Consider the following 20216-nt stretch of genomic DNA (forward strand, 5'->3'; position numbering starts at 1 on the left):
CCTTCGAGCGAGTCGACATGTAGTGCGCATCTTCCCATCAGCCAGGCTCCATGGTAGGGGGCGGGGCGATCGAGCGTAAGCTATCAAACTTGCCAGCCCGCTACCCGGCCGCTCCAGCCGTCCCTTCCCTCCACGTCGCCTATCCGCCCCTTGACGCAGAAGAACCGCCTTGCGGCGGTTCTTCGGTGGGAATCTGTCCTGCTAAGCGGCCTTACGCCTGGGCGTAGAGGTCCTTCAGCTTCAGCAGGTGCTCGTAGCGGTCCAGGGCGGCCTGCTCGTTGCGCTCGAAGAGCTCGGTGGCGCGCTCGGGGAACTCGCGGGTCAGGCGGCTGTAGCGGGCCTCGTTCATGAGGAAGTCCTGGTAGCCGCCCGCCGGCTCCTTGGAGTCGAGCGTGAACTTCTTGCCCTCGGGCGCGGCCGGGTTGAAGCGGAACAGGTTCCAATAGCCGCAGTCCACGGCCTTCTTCATCTCGTCCTGGCAGTTCGCCATGCCGCCCTTGATGGAGTGCATCTCGCACGGCGAGTAGCCGATGATGAGCGACGGTCCGGGATACGCCTCGGCCTCGGCGATGGCCTTGATGGTCTGGGCCGGCTTGGCGCCCATGGCAACCTGCGCCACGTACACGTAGCCGTAGCTCATCGCGATCTCGGTGAGGCTCTTCTTCTTGATGTCCTTGCCGGCCGCGGCGAACTGCGCCACCTGGCCGATGTTGGAGGCCTTGGAGGCCTGGCCGCCCGTGTTGGAGTACACCTCGGTGTCGAACACGAACACGTTCACGTCCTCGCCGGAAGCCAGCACGTGGTCGAGGCCGCCGTAGCCGATGTCGTAGGCCCAACCGTCGCCGCCGAAGATCCAGACGGACTTCTTGGCCAGGTAGTCCTTCTCCTCGAGGATGGCGGGCGCCACGGGGCAGCCGTCGGCAGCCGCGGCCTCAAGGGCCGGGATCAGGGCCTTGGCGGCCTTTGCGTTGGCGGCGCCGTCGGAGGCGGTGTCCTTATACGCCGCGATGAGCTCCTTGGTCGCATCAGGCGTCTTGTCGCTGGCTGCCATTTCCTCCAGCTTGCCCATCAGGCGGTTGCGTACCGCCTCGTGCCCGAGCAACATGCCGAGGCCGTGCTCGGCGTTGTCCTCGAACAGCGAGTTCGACCAAGCCGGGCCGCGCCCATCCTTGTTCACCGCGTAAGGAGACGTGGCAGCCGGGCCGCCCCAGATGGACGAGCAGCCGGTGGCGTTCGTGATGTACATGCGCTCGCCGAACAGCTGGGTGACGAGCTTGGCGTACGCCGTCTCGGCGCAGCCGGCGCAGGCGCCGGAGAACTCGAGCAGCGGCTGCTTGAACTGGCTGCCCTTGACGCTGGCGTCCTCCAGCTCGGGCTTGTCGGACACGTTGGCCACACAGTAGTCGAACACGTCCTGCTGGGCGAGCTCGTCTTCCTGCGGCACCATGGACAGCGAGTCGGACGGGCACACGTTCACGCACACGCCGCAGCCCATGCAGTCAAGCGGCGACACGGCCAGCGTGTACTGCAGGCCGGCAGCGGCTTTGCCCTTCGCCGGCACGAGGGTGGTCGCCGCCGGCGCCGCCGCAGCTTCCTCCTCGGTGAGGGCGAACGGGCGGATGGTGGCATGCGGGCAGACGAACGCGCACTGGTTGCACTGGATGCAGGTGGCGGCATCCCAAGCGGGAACGCTCACGGCCACGCCGCGCTTCTCGTACGCCGCAGCGCCCTGCTCGAACTGGCCGTCCACGTGCGGAACGAACGCGGACACGGGCAGGCGGTCGCCGTCCATGCGGCCCACCGGCTCCATGATCTCGCGGACCATCTTCACCACTTCGGCGCGGCCCTCGAGCGCGGGGGCCTCGCCCTCGTCGACAGCCTCGGCCCAGCTAGCCGGAACCTCCACCTGCACGAACGCGGTGGCACCCGCATCGATGGCGCGGTGGTTCATATCGACGACGTCCTGGCCCTTCTTCATATAGGACTTCGTGGCCGCATCCTTCATGTACCGGATGGCCTCGTCCTGCGGGATGACGTTCGCCAGCGTGAAGAACGCCGATTGCAGGATGGTGTTCGTGCGCTTGCCCATGCCGATCTCGCGGGCAAGGTCGATGGCGTTGATGGTGTAGAGCTTGATGCCGTTGTTGGCGATGTAGCGCTTGGCCTCGGCGTTCAGATGGTGCTCGAGCTCTTCCGGCGTCCACTGGCAGTTGATCATGAACGTGCCGCCCGGCTTCACGTCGTTCACCATGCGGAAGCCCTTGGTGACGTAGGACGGGTTGTGGCAGGCCACGAAGTCGGCCTTGTTCACATAATAGGTGCTGCGGATGGGAGAGTCGCCGAAGCGCAGGTGGCTGATGGTCACGCCGCCGGTCTTCTTCGAGTCGTACTGGAAGTAGGCCTGCACGTACTTGTCGGTGTGGTCGCCGATGATCTTGATGGAGTTCTTGTTCGCGCCCACGGTGCCGTCGCCGCCGAGGCCCCAGAACTTGCACTCCACCGTGCCCGCGGCCGCCGTGTTGGGGCTCGCCGGGTCCTCGGGAAGCGACAGGTTAGTCACGTCGTCCACGATGCCCACGGTGAACTCGCGCGCCGGGGCGTCCTTCTCCAGCTCCTTGTACACGGCGAACACCGAAGAGGGCGGGGTGTCCTTCGAGGCCAGGCCGTAGCGGCCGCCTACCACCGTGAGGTCGCCTCGGCCCTCGTGCGCCAGCGCGTTCACCACGTCCATGTACAGCGGCTCGCCGAGCGCGCCCGGCTCCTTCGTGCGATCCATGACGGCGATCTTCTTGCACGTGGCCGGCAGCGCCGCCACGAACTTCTCGCTCACGAACGGGCGGTACAAGCGCACCTTCACCAGGCCCACCTTCTCGCCGTGCGCGTTCAGGTAGTCGACGACCTCCTCGACCACGTCGCAGAACGAGCCCATGGCCACGATCACGCGGTCGGCGTCCGGGGCGCCGTAGTAGTTGAACAGCTCGTAGTTCGTGCCCAGCTTGGCGTTCACCTGGTGCATGTAGTCCTCGACCACGGCGGGCAGCGCATCGTAGATGCCGTTGCATGCCTCGCGGTGCTGGAAGAACACGTCGCCGTTCTCATGGCTGCCGCGCATGGCGGGGTGCTCGGGGTTGAGCGCATGCTCGCGGAAGGCGCGCACCGCGTCCATGTCGCACATCTCGGCCAGGTCGTCGTAGTTCCACACGGAGATCTTCTGCACCTCGTGGGAGGTGCGGAAGCCGTCGAAGAAGTTGATGAACGGCACGCGCCCCTTGATGGCGGCGAGGTGCGCCACGGCGGACAGGTCCATGACCTCCTGCACGTTCGTCTCGGCCAGCATGGCGAAGCCCGTCTGGCGGCAGGCCATGACGTCGGAGTGGTCGCCGAAGATGGAGAGCGCCTGAGTGGCCACGGTACGGGCGCTCACATGGAACACGCACGGCAGCTGCTCGGCGGCCATCTTGTACATGTTGGGGATCATGAGGAGCAAGCCCTGCGAGGCCGTGTAGGTGGTGGTGAGCGCGCCGGCGGCCAGCGACCCATGGACCGCGCCCGCGGCGCCGCCCTCGGACTGCATCTCGCACACCTTCACCTTCGTGCCGAAGATGTTCTTCTGGCCGGCGGCGGACCACTGGTCAACGAGGTCGGCCATCGGGCTCGACGGGGTGATGGGATAGATGCCCGCCACCTCGGTGAACGCGTAGGACACGTACGCCGCGGCGTTGTTGCCGTCCATGGATTTGAATTCTCTCGTCATGCTTTCCTCTCCTCTTAAGGGGATTTCGACCAGGGCCGAACCTCGCGCCTGGAGAACACACCTCGCCTATGATACCAGTAGGGGTTCGCCATCGAGCGCCGCAGGTGCAGTGGCTGGCACGGCACGGTCGCCCGCATCGGCAAGCGGTGGAAATTATGGCGAGGACGTGGAGAGACGCGGGGGACGGTGTGCAGGGGACGGCGCTTGGGCAACCCTGGGCTCGCATGAACGGCACGGCGGGCCGTCCGGCTCGTGCGGATCTCGCGCCGGCCTCCGCACGTTTCCCATGGGCAACCGAGATCAACCAGGGCGACCATCCGAGCCGGCAGCCAGCTCCTTCCCTAGCTCCTCGGCGAGCGCGGGCAGGAGCTTGGCCATCGTGGCGTCGATGGTTTTCTTCTTCAGCTGGCATTCCCAGACCACGTGCACCTTCCAGCCCAGGGCCTCCAGGGCGGTGCGGCTCTGCTCGTCGCGCTCCACGTTGCGCGCGAACTTCACTACCCAGTACTCCACGTTGCTCTTGGGCAGCGAGAGGTTGCAGTGCGGGCAACGGTGCCAGAAGCACCCGTTGACGAACAGGGCCACCTTCTTGCCCGGCCAGGCCACGTCGGGATGCCCCGGCACCTTCCACTGCAGGCGGTAGCCCGAAAGCCCCGCCGCGCGCAGGCGGGCCCGCACGACGAGCTCGGGCCTCGTGTCGGCGCGCTTGTTGCCCCGCATGGACTTGCGCACGTTCTCGTTCGTGGCGGGCGGGGCCGCCACGCGCACCGGGGCGGGCAGCGCGCGGCCGGCGAGCAGCTCCACGCGCGCCCGGAAGGGCCCAACGCCCGGCCCGGCCGCCTCGCAGCCCGCGGAACCTGCTCGCTCGCCCCGGTTCCCCACCCCGTTACCCATCTGTTTACTTACGCTCATGCGCCGCATGATAGCACGTGTTTTCCCAGTTCATATATTTTCTTCTTAGAATGATAATCCCAATATTGAGTTTACAAGTTCTTTATTTTCTCGGCGTTTTACACCATAATAAGCAAAGCTGTTGTGCGCGTGCGCAAGCACGTGCGTATGCTCGGGGCTAGGAAGGCCCCGTCACCGAATGGAGGGAAACCTATGGAACAGCCTTTGAAAGCACCTTTGACCCGCCGCACGTTCCTGGCGGGAGGCGCCGTCGCCGCGACGGCCGCCGGACTCGCGCTCGCCGGTTGCGGCGGCGGCGAGGCCCCCAAGGAAGAGCCCAAGCAGGACGCCGGCACCGACGCCCCTGCCGAGGGCGGCACCCTGACGGGCGCGTGCGCCTACACGTCCACGAACGTGAACCCCGTGGGCCTGAACGGCGGCTCCGCGCTCATGCTGGCCGCCACGTGGCACGTGTTCGAGGGCCTGTACGACCTCGACCTGCACACGTACAAGACCTACAACGCGCTCGCCGCCGGCGACCCCACGAAGGTCTCCGACACCGAGTACGAAGTGGCCCTGCGCGACGGCGCCAAGTTCTCCGACGGCACGGGCGTGACCGTGGCCGACGTGGTGAACGCGCTCGAGGTCAACATGGCCGACGCCACCTGCGGCGCGTTCCTGTCGTTCATCGACTCGGTCGCCGAGAAGGACGACAAGACGGTCACCATCAAGCTGAAGTACCCCTTCGCGCTGTTGAAGGACCGTCTGACCGTGGCGAAGGTGTTCCCCGCCTCCCTCACCGAGGACCAGCTCAAGACCATGCCCATCGGCTCCGGCCCGTGGATGTACGAGAGCGTGAACGGCGACGACGGCGGCACCATCAAGTTCGTCCCCAACCCGAACTACGAGGGCCAGTACAAGCCCACGGCCGACGCCATGGAGTGGAACATCCTGCTGGACGGCACCGCCCGCACGACGGCGCTGCAGGAGGCCACGGTGCAGGTCATGGAGAACGTGCCCGACGCCAACGCCGACCAGCTCTCGGGCGCCGGCGCCACCGTCGAGTACGCCCAGGGCTTCAACCAGGCGTTCTTCATGTTCAACACGCTGAAGGCCCCGTTCGACGACTACCGCGTGCGCCAGGCGCTCTACTACGCCGTGGACGTGGAGAAGCTCATCTCCAACCAGCTCAACGGCCATGCCGCCCCGGTCACGGGCTTCCTGCCGGAAGAGCATGCCAACTACCACAAGGCCGCCACGGTCTACACGCACGACGTGGAGAAGGCCAAGAGCCTGCTCGCCGAGGCCGGCGTTGAGAACCTGGCCTTCACGCTCGTCGTGAACAACAACTGGGTGAAGGACCTCGCCCCGCAGATCAAGGAAGACCTCAAGGCCGCCGGCGTCGAGTGCACCATCGACGAGCAGAAGATCAACTGGAGCGAGTACGCCGCCTCCGACACGACGCTCGCCTACGACGTCATGCTCACCCCGGGCGACCCGACCTGCTTCGGCAACGACCCCGACCTGCTCATGAGCTGGTGGTACGGCGACAACATCTGGACGCAGGGCCGCACGTGCTGGAGCAAGGCCGCCGACGGCAAGTGGGCCGAGCTGCAGGAGCTCATGCAGCAGGCGCGCGAGGCGGATTCCTCCAAGCAGCAGGATCTGTGGAACCAGTGCTTCGACCTCCTGGCCGAGCAGGTGCCGCTGTATCCGCTGTTCCACCGTCAGATCGCCACGGGCTACCAGGAGAGCATGATCTCCGGCTTCAAGCCCATCGCCACGACGGGCCTCGTGTTCCTGGGCGCCAGCCCCAAGGCGTAAGGGAACTGCTGCTCGCGCACGATGCTTTTCTTAGGGCCTGCCCATTTGGTGCAGGCCCTTTTTTCGGGTGTGCGACCCACGCGGCAACAGGCCGCACATTGTCGGCCCCACCTGCGTCCCCTTTCTCACTTTGCTCCCTAATTTTCACAGAGAAACCCCAAAGACTCATATAGAATAGGGAAAGCTGCTCCACGAGGGGTCATGGTCACCATGCGCGCGAGAAGGGCAGCTGCCAACAAGTAACGGTAACCGATCAGAGCCAAGAGCGAAAGGAGGGTGCGGTGAGCAACCTGCTGCGTATGATCGGACGGCGCCTCATAGCGCTGCCGATCATGATATTCGGTGTCACCATCCTCGTATTCTTCGTCATGGCGCTCTCGCCTATCGACCAAGCGTATTCGGTCCTGGGAGAGAACGCGACCGAGGCGCAAGTCCAACAGTATCGCGAGGACCACGGGCTGAACGACCCGATCCTCGTGCAGTACGGCAACTACATGGTGGGCCTAGCCCAAGGCGACCTGGGTACCTACGGCGCGAACAACGCCTCCGTGGCCGAGCGCATCGGCCAGGCGCTGCCAGTCACACTCCAGCTGACGTTCTTCGGCCTCATCATCGGCGTGGTGGTGGCGGTGATCCTGGGCGTGGTCTCGGCGCTGTACCGTGACCGATGGCCCGACCAGATCATCCGCGTGTTCTCCATCGCGTGCATCGCCACCCCGTCGTTCTGGCTGGCGGTGCTCATGATCCTGCTGTTCTCGTCCATGCTGCACGTGCTGCCCGCCTCGGGCCCCCTGCCCTCCTTGTTCTCCGATCCCGGCGGATGGCTCGCGCGCATGGCGCTGCCGGCCATCGCGCTGGGCGTGCCGGTATCGGGCCAGCTCACGCGTGTCATTCGCACGTCAATGGTGGAGGAGCTCGACCGCGACTACGTGCGCACCGCGCTCGGCGCCGGCATCCCGAAGAGCGTCGTGGTGGCCCGCAACGTGCTGCGTAACGCATTGATTACCCCGGTGACGGTGCTCGGCCTGCGCATCGGCTACCTCATCGGCGGCGCCGTGGTCATCGAGGTCATCTTCAACCTGCCCGGCATGGGCATGGCCATCCTCTCGGGCATCCAGTCCAGCTACACGATGCTCGTTCAGGGCGTCGTGCTGGTGGTGGCCATCACGTTCATCATCATCAACATCATCGTGGATATGCTCTATATCCTGATCGACCCGCGTATCAGGACGGTGTGACATGGTTAAGCTACGAGAAAACACTACCGCAAAGCTCGAGTCCAACCCCGGCAAGGTGCACTTCCGCCGCTGGAAGGCCATGTCCATCGGGTCGCGCATCTCGCTCATCGTGCTGGTCCTCATCGTCATGATCGCCGTGCTGGCCAACATCCTCGCGCCGCACGATCCGTACGCCATCTTCACCGCCCGCCAAGCGCCCGACGCGCAGTTCCTGTTCGGCACCGACGACAAGGGCCGCGACGTGCTGTCGCGCATGATGTACGGCGCGCGCTACTCGCTCATCATCGGCCTGGGCGCCACGGCGTTCGCGCTCATCTGCGGCTCCATCATCGGCGCCATCGCCGCCGTGTCGCGCAAGTGGGTGTCGGAAGTCATCATGCGCGTCCTCGACGTGGTCATGTCCTTCCCCGGCATCGCCCTGGCCGCCACGTTCATCATCGCGTTCGGCAGCTCGGTGCCCTCGCTCATCTTCGCCATCGGCTTCCTCTACATTCCGCAGATCGCGCGTATCGTGCGCGCCAACGTGGTGAGCGAGTACAACCAGGATTACGTGCGCGCCGTCGTCGTCTCCGGCGCCCGTGCGCCATGGATCCTCGTGAAGCACGTCATCCGCAACTGCATCGCCCCGGTCATGGTGTTCACCATCGTGCTGGTGGCCGACGCCATCGTGTTCGAGGCATCCCTGTCCTTCATCTCGGCCGGCATCCCCGAGCCCACGCCCACGTGGGGCAACATTTTGTCCGACGCGCGCGGCGGCGTGCTGGCGGGCCGCTGGTGGCAGGCGCTGTTCCCGGGCCTGGCCATCATGATCACGGTGCTCTGCCTGAACATCTTGTCCGAGGGCATCACCGACGCCTTGGCCGCGGCCCCCAAGGCCCCGGTCAAGGCCGCGGACGACGCGCTCGCCGCGAACCGCGAGGCCGACAAGATGGTGGCCGACCCGACGCTTGCCTACGCCGCCCAGGCCGAGATGCTGGAGAAGCGCCTGGCCCAGCTGCAAGCCGTGGAGAAGACGCGCACCGACCGCTTCGAGGCGCGCACGGACGTGCCGCCCATCCTGGAGGTCAAGGACCTCTGCATCAAGTTCCCGCGCCATGGCGACGTGAACGTGGTAGACCATGTGAGCTTCGTGGTGCGCCCGCGCCAGACCATGGGCCTCGTGGGCGAGTCGGGCTGCGGCAAGTCCATCACCTCGCTCACCATCATGGGCCTTTTGGACCCAAAGGCCACCGTCACCGGCGAGGTGCTCTACGACGGGCAGAACCTGCTCGCCATGAGCCAACGTCAGATGAACGCGCTGCGCGGCCGCGAGATCGCCATGATCTACCAGGACGCGCTGTCGTCCTTGAACCCCTCCATGCTCATCAAATCGCAGATGAAGCAGCTGACGAAGCGCGGCGGCACCCGCAGCGCCGAGGAGCTGCTGGAGCTGGTGGGCCTGGATCCGAAGCGCACGCTGGGCTCCTACCCCCACGAGCTCTCCGGCGGGCAGCGCCAGCGCGTGCTCATCGCCATGGCGCTGACGCGCGACCCGAAGCTCATCATTGCCGACGAGCCTACCACCGCCCTCGACGTGACGGTGCAGAAGCAGGTCATCGACCTGCTGAACAAGCTGCAGAAGGAGCTGGGCTTCGCGATGGTGTTCGTGAGCCACGACTTGGCCCTCGTGGCCGAGGTGGCCAACTCCATCACCGTCATGTACGCCGGCCAGGTGGTGGAGCAGGGCCCGGTCACGGACATCCTGTGCCACCCCGTGCACGAGTACACGCGCGGCCTGCTGGGGTCGGTGCTGTCCATCGAGGCCGGCGGCGCCCGCCTGCACCAGGTGCCGGGCTCCGTGCCCTCGCCGAAGGACTTCCCCGAGGGCGACCGCTTCACGCCGCGCTCGAGCCATCCCGACAAGGTCTCGCAGCTGCGCCCCGTGCTCAAGCGCGTGGAGGGCACCGACCACTACTACGGCGAGCTGCCTGACAGCGAGCTGAAACGACTCGGTATCAAGCCCTATGTGCCAGGAGGTCCGCTGATATGAGCGATGAGAAACTGAACGGGACGGCCGCCGCGCCTGCGGGCGCGGACGGCGAGCCCACCCCCATCATCTTCCTCGACGACATCCGCGTGACGTTCAAGACGCGCACCGGCTCCATCCTGCACCCGAACAAGGTGCAGGCCGTGCGCGGGCTCACGCTCAAACTCATGCCGGGACAGACGCTGGGCATCGTGGGCGAATCGGGCTGCGGCAAGTCCACAACGGCCAACGTCATGTGCGGCTTGCAGCAGCCCACGTCGGGCAGGGTGTTCTTCAAGGGCAAGGACGTGACGAAGCGCACCGCCGCCGAGCGCCGCCTCATCGGCCGCGTGATCTCGGTGGTGTTCCAGGACCCGGCCACGGCCCTGAACGCCCGCATGAGCGTGCACGACCAGCTCATGGACCCGCTCGTGGTGCACAAGATCGGCGACAAGGCCTCGCGCGAGGCACGCGTGCAGGAACTCATCGAGATGGTGGGCCTGCCGGGATCGGTGCTCGACGCACTGCCAGGGCAGCTTTCCGGCGGCCAGCGGCAGCGCGTGGCCATCGCCCGCGCCCTGTCGCTCAAGCCCGACGCCATCATCGCCGACGAGCCCACGAGCGCGCTGGACGTGTCGGTGCGCGCGCAGATCCTGAACCTGCTGATGGACCTGAAGCGCGATCTGGGCCTGTCGATGGTGTTCATCAGCCACGACATACAGACGGTGCGCTACATATCGGACCGCATCATCGTCATGAACGCCGGCGTGGCCGTGGAGAACGGCACGGCGGAGGAGGTGTTCTCGAACCCGAAGGACGAGTACACGAAGCTGCTTTTGGGTGCAGCGCCCTCGCTGCTGCATCCCGAACTGGGCAAGTAGGCCCGAATCCGGCGCATTCGGCGGATCGCGGCCCCCGGAGAAATCCGGGGGCCGCGTTGTATCGCCAGCCATGCACGCCGATCCGGGCGCTTTTCTTGTGGTCGCCCCTTACCGTGCGTTGACGGCGACCATCAGGGGAATTAAAGTTCTATCGTTTAGATTCGAACAACGGAAAAGAGGATTAGCTCCATGACTGACTCACCGTTTCGCGGCGTGATCCCACCGGTCGTCATACCGCTGACCGAGAAGCGCCAACTCGACCTCGAGGCACTCGAGCGCTCCATCAACCGCATGATCGATGCCGGCGTGGACGGCCTGTTCTTCCTCGGCTCCTCGGGCGAGGTGGCCTTCCTCACCGATGCGCAGCGCTATCACGTGCTGCAGGAGGCCGTGGCCATGGTACATGGCCGCGTGCCGGTGCTGGCAGGCATCATCGACATGGAGACGTTGCGCGTGGTCGACCAGGCCAAGCGCGCGTCCGGCTACGGCGTGGACGCACTCGTGGCCACCGCCCCCTTCTACGCCCTCGGCGGCCCGAAAGAGGTGGAACGTCACTTCCGCGCCATCCGCGAACACACCGACCTGCCCCTGTTCGCCTACGACCTGCCCGTGTGCGTGCACACGAAGCTCGACCCCACGATGCTCGTGCGCCTGGGCAAGGACGGCGTGCTGCAGGGCGTGAAGGACTCCTCGGGGGACGACGTGTCGTTCCGCTGGCTGCTGCTGGAGAACGAGGATGCGGGGCATCCGCTGCAGCTGCTCACCGGCCACGAGGTATGCGTGGACGGCGCATACCTCGCAGGTGCGGACGGCGCCGTGCCGGGACTCGCGAACCTCGACCCGGCGAGCTACGTGGAGCAGTGGCGCACGGCGCAGGCCGGCGACTGGGAGCGCGTGCGCGAGATCCAGAACCATCTGGCCCGCCTCATGTTCGTGACGCGCGAGGTGAAGGCCACCGTGGGCTTCGGCGCCGGCGTGGGCGCGTTCAAGACGGCGTTGTGGCAGATGGGCGTGTTCAACACGAACCAGATGCGCGAGCCCGTGTGCGCGCTCGAGGGCGAGGACGTGGACCACATCGTGACCGTGCTCAAGCAGGCCGGCCTCATGGACGCCGACGCACCCACGCGCGAGTTCACCTGGAGCGCCTGCCCCGTCTTCGGCTGTTCGAAGTAAGGAGGGGCCTGTGACTGACGACACCCTTCAGAAGCTAACCGCCACGCGCGACTGGTGCCGCTCCGAGCTGGACGCCTGCGTGGACTTCTGGCTCGCGCACGGCATGGACCGCGAGAACGGCGGCGTTTACACCTGCCTCGACCGCACGGGCGAGGTGTACTCCACCGACAAGAGCGTGTGGATGCAGGGGCGCTGCGCCTGGACGTTCGCGCACCTGTGCCGCCTGTACGGCGAGCGCCCCGAATGGATGGAGGCCGCGAAGAGCTGCCTGGACTTCCTGGAGGAGCACTGCATCAACCGCGAGGCGGGCGGCCGCCTGTACTTCACAGTGACAGCCGAGGGCAAGCCGCTGCGCCAGAGGCGCTACTGCTTCTCGGAGGGCTTCTACGCCATCGCGAACGCCGAGTACTACGGGCTCACGGGCGAGGTTGAGCATCTGGAGCGCGCGCGCCGGGCGTACGAGATGATCTACAACCTGAACAACGGCCTGATCGAGGACCCGACAGGGCTCGGGCCCAAGACCATCGCGGAAACGCGCTCGGGCTACGCGCTGGGCGACCCGATGATCTTCCTGAACATCATCGGCATCATGCGGCGCGTGGACCCCGCGAACGCAGAGGAGTACGACCGGCACGCGCGCGAGTGCACCGACCGCATCGTGAACTGGCATTACCGCCCGGAGCTGGGATGCACGCTGGAGAGCGTGAACGCGCAGGGCGAGCCGGAGCTCGAGTACACGGCCGGGCGCGTGGTGAACCCGGGCCACGACATAGAGTGCAGCTGGTTCATGATGGACGAGGCCAACTACCGCGGCGACGAGGAGCTGCACCGCACGGCCGAGCAGATCTTCCGTCTGGCCATCGAGGCCGGATGGGACGACGAGTACGACGGCCTGCTGTACTTCATCGACGCGCTGGGCAAGCCGACGGAAGCCTACGAGCACGACATGAAGCTGTGGTGGCCCCACAACGAGATCATGATCGCCGCGTCGAAGGCGTACCGCGACACCGGTGACGAGTACTACCTGGACTGGCTGCTGCGCACGGTGGACTACTGCAAGGAGCACTTCGCCGACCCCGAGTTCGGCGAATGGTACGGCTACCTGCGCCGCGACGGCCTGCCCACCATGCCTCCCACGAAGGGCTCCACGTTCAAGGGCCCCTTCCATGTGCCCCGCGCCCTGTCCATGACCGAACGAGTGCTGACCGAGCTGATAGGAGACTGACGACATGAACTACCTGGGTATCGATTACGACGTCAAGAACATGCCCGTCCTGGACGAGGGCTTCATCCCCTTCGGCGTGTGGATGAAGGCGTACCTCGAGGGCGCCACCCAGCCCATCGCCGTGGCCGTTGAGCGCGAGGACGGCTTGATCTCGGTGCGCGAGAGCTTCATCCGCGGCGGCGAGTTCGCCGAGGCCGACTTCCGCTACGTGGAGCGCCTGGTGAAGTTCGAGCTGTGGAGTATCGGCGGCTTCCGGGTGTATCTGCGCGGCTGCGACGACATCGCGGCGAAGCTGGCCGAGGCGTACTCGCCGGAGGGCGCACGTTCGTTCGACTACGGCTTCGTGGGCGACGTGTACGAGAAGCCGCTCGAGGTCGTGGCATGCACGGAGGCCGACTTCCCCGTCGCCAACGAGGCCGCGAAGAAGATCGGCGGGCACCTGAAGGGCTGCCGCATCGGCTTCGACGCCGGCGGGTCGGACCGCAAGGTATCGGCCGTCATCGACGGCGAGTCGGTGTACTCCGAAGAGGTCGTGTGGTTCCCCAAGGTGACGGAGGACCCGGAGTACCACTTCAACGAGATCGTGACCGCGTTCAAGACCGCTGCCTCCAAGATGCCGCGCGTGGACGCCATCGGCGTGTCGTCGGCCGGCACGTTCGTGGGCAACAGCCCCATGGTGGCCTCCCTGTTCATCAAGGTGCCGCGCGATCGCCGCGACGAGGTGAAGAGCATCTACGACCGCGCCGGCTTGGAGATCGGCGACGTGCCGCTGGTGGTGGCCAACGACGGCGACGTGACCGCGCTCGCGGGCTTCATGAGCACGGGCAAGGGCGACATCCTCGGCATCGCCATGGGCACGAGCGAGGCCGTGGGCTACGTGAACGACGAGGGCAACGTGCTCGGTTGGATCAACGAGCTGGCGTTCGCGCCGGTGGACCTGTCGCCCGAGGCCATGCAGGACGAGTGGTCCGGCGACTTCGGCGTGGGCTGCAAGTACTTCAGCCAGGACGCCGTCATCAAGCTGGCGCCGACCGCCGGCATCGAGCTGGACCCGGAGCTCTCCCCCGCCGAGAAGCTCAAGGTGGTGCAGGGCCTGGCCAACGAGGGCCACGAGGGCGCGCTCGACATCTTCCGTTCCATCGGCGTGTACCTGGCGCACACGCTCGTGCTGTACAGCTCGTTCTACGAGATCAAGACGCTCCTGGTGCTGGGCCGCGTGGCCTCCGGCGTGGGCGGTGACCTCGTGATCAGCGAGTGCAACCGCGTGCTGGCCGAGGAATACCCCGAGCTCGACGCGCAGATCAACGTGACGCTGCCCGACGAGATGATGCGCCGCGTGGGCCAGTCCGTGGCCGCCGCCTCGCTGCCGGAGGCGTAAAACGGCGCAAGGGGCATTCCCCCTTCATCGTTTAGACGAGGCCCGCGCCGCATGGCGCGGGCTTTTTTTCCGGCCTCTTCCGATCTCGTTCAAGGGCCTTGACGCCGAAAGAGCCGGTTGCTGCCAAAAACGGGGCGGTTTGGCAATCGTAGCGCGCCGCATGAGACAAATTCTTCGATGGAACAGCAGTCCTGGACAGTGTTTTCCCAGGTAGCGTTCTGTGATGATAATCCGAGCGAACTACCGTGGATTGCCAAACCGCCTTGTTTTTGACACTAAGGGCCCGTTTCGGCGTCAGCAAAGCCAGCCTTCGTGACGCTTCAGGCGGCCGCTGCCCCGATGCCCGCCCCGCATGCAGGCATCGGGCAATCCCCCTCTCGGGCAAAACGCCCCGCCGCGATCGCTCGCAGCGGGGCGCTTCTCGCGGCATCCGATGGTGCGCTACGCCAGCAGCTCGCCGCGCAGGACGACGGCGCGCACGTCGAGCGTCTCCTTGTCCAGCAGCACGGCGTCGGCCACCTTGCCGGGCTCGATGGAGCCGCGCTCGGCATCCAGGCCGAGGGCGCGGGCCGGGTTCGCGCTCGCCGCCTTCACGGCACTCGCGAGCGGGATGCCCATGTCGCGCACGGCAACGGTCAGGCAGCGCATGAGGTCGCTCACCGAGCCGGCGAGCGCGCCGTTGTCGATGGTGGCCACGGGGCCGCGCACCGTGACGTCCTGGCCGCCCAGGTCGTAGGTGCCGTCCTCGAGGCCGGCCGCGCGCAGCGTGTCGCTGATGAGGATCATGCGGTTGTCGCCGAACAGCTGGAAGGCCAGACGCACCATGGCGGGATGGATGTGCACGCCGTCGGCGATGATCTCGGCCGTCACCTCGCCGTGCTCGACGGCGGCCGGGATGGGGCCGGGCTTGCGGTGGTGCATGGGGTCCATGGCGTTGTACAGGTGCGTGAGCTGGCGCGCGCCCAGCTCGAACGCGCGGGCGGCCGTGTCGTAGTCCGTGCAGGTATGCGCGAGCGAGATGCGCACCTCGCTCGCCATCTCGCGGATGAACTCTTCGGCACCCGGCTCCTCGGGCGCGATGTCCACGAGCTTGAACAGGCCGTCAGCCGCCTCCTGCAGACGGCGGAACTCCTCGGCCGAGGGGTTGCGCACGTAGTCGGGGTTCTGCGCGCCCACCTTGCTCGGCGAGATGAAGGGGCCCTCCATGTTGATGCCCACGAGCGCCGCCTCGTCCGCAGCCGGCTCGTAGGCCGCCGCAGCCTGCGCGGCGCGCACGAGCACGTCCTCGGGCAGCGTCATCGTGGCCGGGCACATGGCCGTGACGCCGCGCGAGGCCTCGTAGGCCCCCATCCTGTGCAGGCCCGCCAGGTCGCCGTCGCTGATGTCGGCGCCGGCGCTACCGTGGAAATGCAGGTCCACCAAACCGGGGATCACGTAGCAGCCGGCCGCGTCGACGGTCTGGCCGCCTTCCGCTCGCGCGGCCTCCCCCACGAAGCGGCCGTCCGCCGCAAACACGTCGCGCTCGACAAACCCCTCGCCAACGAACACGCTTCCGTTGATGATGCGCATAGGGCATTCTCCTTCCGAACTGCCTCAAGCAGGTGATTTTAGCAGGGACATTATACTGCCCCATCGGCCATTTTTCGTCCTCTGCTCCGAGAAGGTTGCCTCCGATTCGCCCCTTCTTCGCAAATTCGAGGTTCGAATTGCACGGAAATCGCCGCTCTGAAGCTCTGGAGGAGCCTGCAAGGCCCTTTTGCGCCGCCCGGCATCGCCATCCGATGCGTTTGCCCAGTTCGTAGAATACGATGCTCGTCCATGCCGGCTCCATGAGCTTCAGAGCGGCGATTTCCGTGCATCCAAGGGGCGATATTTTCGAAGCGCACCTTTGATTCGCTCGCAGCGAGAGGGAGCCGCGCGATGCAGCCCCTCTCGCTGCGACAGCCGCTGCGCCGATCCTCCCCCAGCACAGCGGCTCCTTTGCGCGCTTTACGCCAAATCGCGGCAGAGCTCGCCGGCGGCGGGGTCCACGATGACGGTGGCGTTGGGATGAAACTGCAGGATGGAGGCCGGCACCTGCGGAGCGACCGGGCCGAAAAACGCCTTCTTCACGATCTCGGCCTTGTGGGAGCCTTCCACCACCACAAGGACGCTGCGCGCGGCCATGATGGTGCCGATGCCCATGGTGTAGGCCTGGCGCGGCACGTCGTCGATGCTGTCGAACAGGCGGCTGTTCGCCTGGATGGTGCTCTCGGTGAGGTCGACGCAGTGGGTGGCCTTGGGGAACGTGTCCTCCGGCTCGTTGAAGCCGATGTGGCCGTTCGGCCCGAGGCCCAGCAGCTGCAGGTCGATGCCGCCCGCCTCTTCGATGGCCTCCTCGTAGGCTGCGCACACGGCATCGGCGTCCGGGTTGAACCCTTCCGGCACGTGCGTGCGTGCCTGTTCGATGTCCACATGGTCGAACAGGTGCTTCTTCATGAAGTAGCGGTAGCTCTGGTCGTGCTCGGGGTTGAGGCCGCGGTACTCGTCCAGGTTGAACGTGGTCACGTCGGCGAAGCTGATCTTGCCGGCCGCGCAGTCCTCCACGAGGCATGCGTACAGGCCGATGGGCGTCGTGCCCGTGGCCAGCCCCAGCACGCAGGACGGGTCGGCGTCGACGTACGAGGCGATGCGGTCGGCCGCCTGGCGGCTCATGTCCTCGGTGCTCTCGGCGATGATGAATTCCATGGAACCCTCTCTTCCCTTGCGTTTATTGCTTTCTATGCCGCGCATGCCGCAACGGCGGCGCGGCGCCTCCCTCGGCCCCGGTCGGAGCCGGAGGGGTTGGTGCCTAGGTCCAGAACTGAGCCGTCTCGATAACGTCCTGGTACGCCCACGAGTACACATCGGAATACCAGCCCGTTTCGGGCACGAAGCATACGAGCACGCTGTAGACCACCGAAACGGCCACCAGCACCAGCAGCACCTTCATGAGCAGGTTCTGCGCCATCGTCCCAGGCGACAGGTTCTCGTTCACGATGAACGCCAGCAGCACGACGGCCGCTAGGAACATGAAGCTGAAGTCGGCGAAGTAGCGCTGCAGGATGCCGGCCATCTGCGCGTCCAAGAGCGCCACGATGACGCCCGACGCCAGCAGCACCACGATGACGCCCATGATGGTGCGCGTGGAGCGCTGGCGCATGCGCAGCGCGAGGATGCGCTTCGCGAACGGCAGCACCCACAGCACCGGCAGGCACGCCAGGATGCCGCCGAACGTGACCTCCTTGATGGTCTGCCCCATGTAGGTGGTGTCGAACGGAGCCGGCTGCACGTACGGGAACACGCCCGTCACGCACGGAGGCTGCAGGAAGTACGCGAACAGCGCCGGCGCGAGGCGGCCCAGGTTCCAACCGCGCTTCGTCATGTCGTTCACCGTGAGGTTGTAGTTCGCCCCGAAATCCGTGAGCGAGCCGAAGCGGGCGTAGTTGTAGCCCATGAGGCCGGCCGCCACCACCGCATAGGGAGCCACGAGGCAGGCGAACTCGCGTCCGCCGCGCGGCGTGAACAGCCGGCGCTCCGTGATGTAGGGGCGCCAGAACAGCGGGAAGGCCAGCAGCGACAGCACCACGAGCTGCGGGCGGCAGCCCACCACGAGCGCCATGCACAGCGAACCCGCCAGGTACCACTTCTCCGGCCCGGTGGAACGCGCCGCCGACGCGCGGCCGCGCATCCAGAAATACAGCCCCCACACGGAGAACGCCAGCCCCAGCATGATGGGCAGCGAGTAGAACGTGGGGAACTTCAGCAGGTACAGGATGCCGCAGCAGGTGACGAGCGGTATCTGCAGCAGCAGGTACAGGCCCAGGCTCACCCGCTTGAAGTGATAGCGCGCGAAGCGGTCGAGCAACGCCGAGCAGCCCAGCACGAAGGCGACGCACGCAATGAGCACGCCGATAGCCGTGGGGAAGTTAGCGCCGGTGAGCAAGTAGAACGGCAGGTAGAACAGCACGACCGGCACCACGCCGAAGTAGACGTAGTAGTGCCCGTCATGGTAGGCCACGTCGAACAGGTACGGCTCCCCCGTCTCCTTCTGCGCCTCGTCGCGCGCGCCCTTGTCGTAGGGGTCGGCCATGTCCTGCAGCCACTGGGGCGGCTCCTCCTCGAGGTAGAGCTGGCCGTGCGCCATGGCCTTGGCAAGCTCGGCATACTGCTGGGCGTTGTCGCCGCCCACCTCGAAGGTGTTCACGATGCTGTGCCCGTCCCACGAGCCGCTGTTGTAGCCCTGCGTGGCGACGCCCACAAGGTTCGAGCCCATGAACAGGAACGCGGACATGAGGTACACCTCGATGACCACCGTGGCGATGATGGCCGCCTTCGACTTGCGCGGCTCGTCAACGATGTGGATGCGGTAGATGGCCGAGCGCGGGCGGAACGCGAACGCCAAGAGCAGAATGCCGGCCGTGGCCAGGAAGCGCCCCGTGTTGAAATCGAACGGATGGTGCGCGTTCAGCACGATGTCCGAGAGCTTGATGGGATAGCTCACGTTCTCGCCCGTGATCTCGATCCTCAGGTTGTCCACGAGCCCCGCCGTGTTCAGGTTGATGTACTCGCTCTGGTCGGAAAGGGTGGACACCGCCACGTCGGGCACGCCCACCGTGTACTCCGTGGAGTCGAAGTACGTGTGGTGAGCGTCGTCGGTGAACTGGATCTTCACCGTGAGCTCCTGGGCGGGCTGGCGGTAGTCGAAGTTGAGCCAGATATTGTGCACCTCGGTGTTGAGGTTCGAGAACTCCAGCGTGTGGTTCACGGCCGTGAGCTTGTACTGCTCGTCGGTCGTCTCCTGCAGGTTGAGCTTGTCGTTCAGGCTGATGGAGTTGTAGCCGGCAGACGTGAAGTAGTTCAGGTTGAACAGGAACGTCTCCAGCAGGAACGCCACGGCGAGGATGGCGAGGATGCTCTTCGCCAGGTGCCTGACCGCCGGCCGATGCGCGCGCATGAAGCCCGTGTAGGCGTAGGATATGTTCTGGCGGACGGTGGGCATACTGGTAACGAATTATAGATGAAAAAAGGCGGACAGGGCAGCTCAAGCCCTATCCGCCTTCAAGATTGCGTGCAAAACGCCGCGTTCGGCGCCTACAGGCCCAGCGCCTTCTTCACGTCGGCGTACACCACGTTCGGGTCACGGTCGCCGTCGATGGAGACGAGCAGGTCGCAGCCGCGGTAGTAGTCGATGAGCGGCGCCGTGGACTTCTCGTACACGTCGAGGCGGTTGCGCACCGTGGCCTCGTTGTCGTCGTCGCGCTGGTACATCTCGCCACCGCACTTGGGGCAGGTCTCGTCGGCGGCGGTGCCGATGTAGTTGCAGTCGCGGCACATGCGGCGCGACGTGAGGCGCTTGACGATGACCTCGGGGTCCACGTCCACGAGCAGCGCCGCGTCCAGCGGGCGGCCCAGCTTGGAGAGCTCCGCGTCAAGCGCGACAGCCTGGGCGGACGTGCGCGGGAAGCCGTCGAGGATGAAGCCCTTCTCGGTGTCCGCGTCCTGCAGGCGCTCGGTCACCAGGCCGATGATGACGTCGTCGGGCACGAGCTCGCCGGCGTCCATGTAGGACTTGGCCTTCTTGCCCAGCGGCGTGCCGGCTTTGACGGCCGCGCGCAGCATGTCCCCCGTCGAGATGTGCGGCGTGGCGAACTCTTCAACCAGCTTGGCCGCCTGCGTGCCCTTCCCGGCACCCGGCGCCCCCAACAACACGATGTTCATGAGTGATTTCCTTTCGACATACCATCGATGCCCCGTATTGTAGCAAACGGCGAAGCGCGCCGATCATATTTCAAAAGAAAGACGGAGGACGGGGACGGCAGGGAGACG

General features: G+C 66.0%; 13 protein-coding genes. 7 read left to right on the forward strand and 6 right to left on the reverse strand.

All coding sequences use genetic code 11. The features are described 5' to 3' along the window. Positions 1 to 211: 211 nt before the first annotated feature. Entirely contained in the window at positions 212 to 3754 is a 3543-nt protein-coding gene (nifJ, locus tag K9U15_RS09745) for a pyruvate:ferredoxin (flavodoxin) oxidoreductase (RefSeq protein WP_096226949.1), read from the reverse strand. 300 nt (positions 3755 to 4054) lie between these two features. Next, positions 4055 to 4648: a very short patch repair endonuclease gene (locus tag K9U15_RS09750; RefSeq protein WP_096226950.1), complete on the reverse strand. Its 594-nt coding sequence runs from the start codon at positions 4646 to 4648 to the stop codon at positions 4055 to 4057. 210 nt (positions 4649 to 4858) lie between these two features. On the opposite strand from K9U15_RS09750, the gene K9U15_RS09755 reads away from it, so the two are divergent. From K9U15_RS09755 to K9U15_RS09785, 7 genes are all read left to right on the forward strand, one after another. Continuing rightward, positions 4859 to 6469: an ABC transporter substrate-binding protein gene (locus K9U15_RS09755; RefSeq protein WP_301155980.1), complete on the forward strand. Its 1611-nt coding sequence runs from the start codon at positions 4859 to 4861 to the stop codon at positions 6467 to 6469. A 281-nt stretch (positions 6470 to 6750) separates the two neighbouring features. Continuing rightward, entirely contained in the window at positions 6751 to 7707 is a 957-nt protein-coding gene (locus K9U15_RS09760) for an ABC transporter permease (RefSeq protein ID WP_087191865.1), read from the forward strand. A gap of 1 nt (position 7708) precedes the next feature. Then, on the forward strand, positions 7709 to 9736 hold the full coding sequence (locus K9U15_RS09765) for a dipeptide/oligopeptide/nickel ABC transporter permease/ATP-binding protein (RefSeq protein WP_301155981.1): 2028 nt from the start codon (positions 7709 to 7711) through the stop codon (positions 9734 to 9736). Next, positions 9733 to 10593 carry an ABC transporter ATP-binding protein gene (locus K9U15_RS09770; RefSeq protein ID WP_015539808.1) on the forward strand — a complete coding sequence of 287 codons (861 nt, stop codon included), beginning with the start codon at positions 9733 to 9735 and terminating at the stop codon, positions 10591 to 10593. Before K9U15_RS09765 ends, K9U15_RS09770 begins: the two co-directional genes overlap by 4 nt. Before the next feature lie 189 nt (positions 10594 to 10782). Further along, positions 10783 to 11766, forward strand: a complete 984-nt coding sequence (locus tag K9U15_RS09775) for a dihydrodipicolinate synthase family protein (protein ID WP_301155982.1) — start codon at positions 10783 to 10785, stop codon at positions 11764 to 11766. A gap of 10 nt (positions 11767 to 11776) precedes the next feature. Next, the gene (locus tag K9U15_RS09780; protein WP_301155983.1) at positions 11777 to 12991 is read left to right on the forward strand and encodes an AGE family epimerase/isomerase; all 1215 of its coding nucleotides are present in this window, start codon (positions 11777 to 11779) and stop codon (positions 12989 to 12991) included. A 4-nt stretch (positions 12992 to 12995) separates the two neighbouring features. Then, complete coding sequence (locus K9U15_RS09785; protein WP_301155984.1) at positions 12996 to 14369, forward strand: ROK family protein; 1374 nt, start codon at positions 12996 to 12998, stop codon at positions 14367 to 14369. A gap of 441 nt (positions 14370 to 14810) precedes the next feature. On the opposite strand, the gene nagA is transcribed toward K9U15_RS09785, so the two are convergent. The 4 genes from nagA to K9U15_RS09805 all read right to left on the reverse strand — a co-directional run bounded on the left by nagA (position 14811) and on the right by K9U15_RS09805 (position 20108). After that, positions 14811 to 15938 (reverse strand): N-acetylglucosamine-6-phosphate deacetylase, encoded by a 1128-nt coding sequence (nagA, locus tag K9U15_RS09790; RefSeq protein ID WP_301155985.1) that lies wholly within the window; start codon positions 15936 to 15938, stop codon positions 14811 to 14813. A 420-nt stretch (positions 15939 to 16358) separates the two neighbouring features. Then, positions 16359 to 17096: a glucosamine-6-phosphate deaminase gene (nagB, locus tag K9U15_RS09795; RefSeq protein ID WP_301155986.1), complete on the reverse strand. Its 738-nt coding sequence runs from the start codon at positions 17094 to 17096 to the stop codon at positions 16359 to 16361. A 103-nt stretch (positions 17097 to 17199) separates the two neighbouring features. Then, positions 17200 to 19389 (reverse strand): cytochrome C oxidase Cbb3, encoded by a 2190-nt coding sequence (locus K9U15_RS09800; RefSeq protein ID WP_301155987.1) that lies wholly within the window; start codon positions 19387 to 19389, stop codon positions 17200 to 17202. Positions 19390 to 19481: 92 nt separating this feature from the next. Then, positions 19482 to 20108, reverse strand: coding sequence for an adenylate kinase (locus K9U15_RS09805; protein ID WP_015539813.1), 627 nt, complete (start codon positions 20106 to 20108; stop codon positions 19482 to 19484). Positions 20109 to 20216: the final 108 nt, after the last annotated feature.

The organism is Gordonibacter sp. RACS_AR68, from assembly GCF_030418485.1.
Classification (GTDB): domain Bacteria; phylum Actinomycetota; class Coriobacteriia; order Coriobacteriales; family Eggerthellaceae; genus Gordonibacter; species Gordonibacter urolithinfaciens.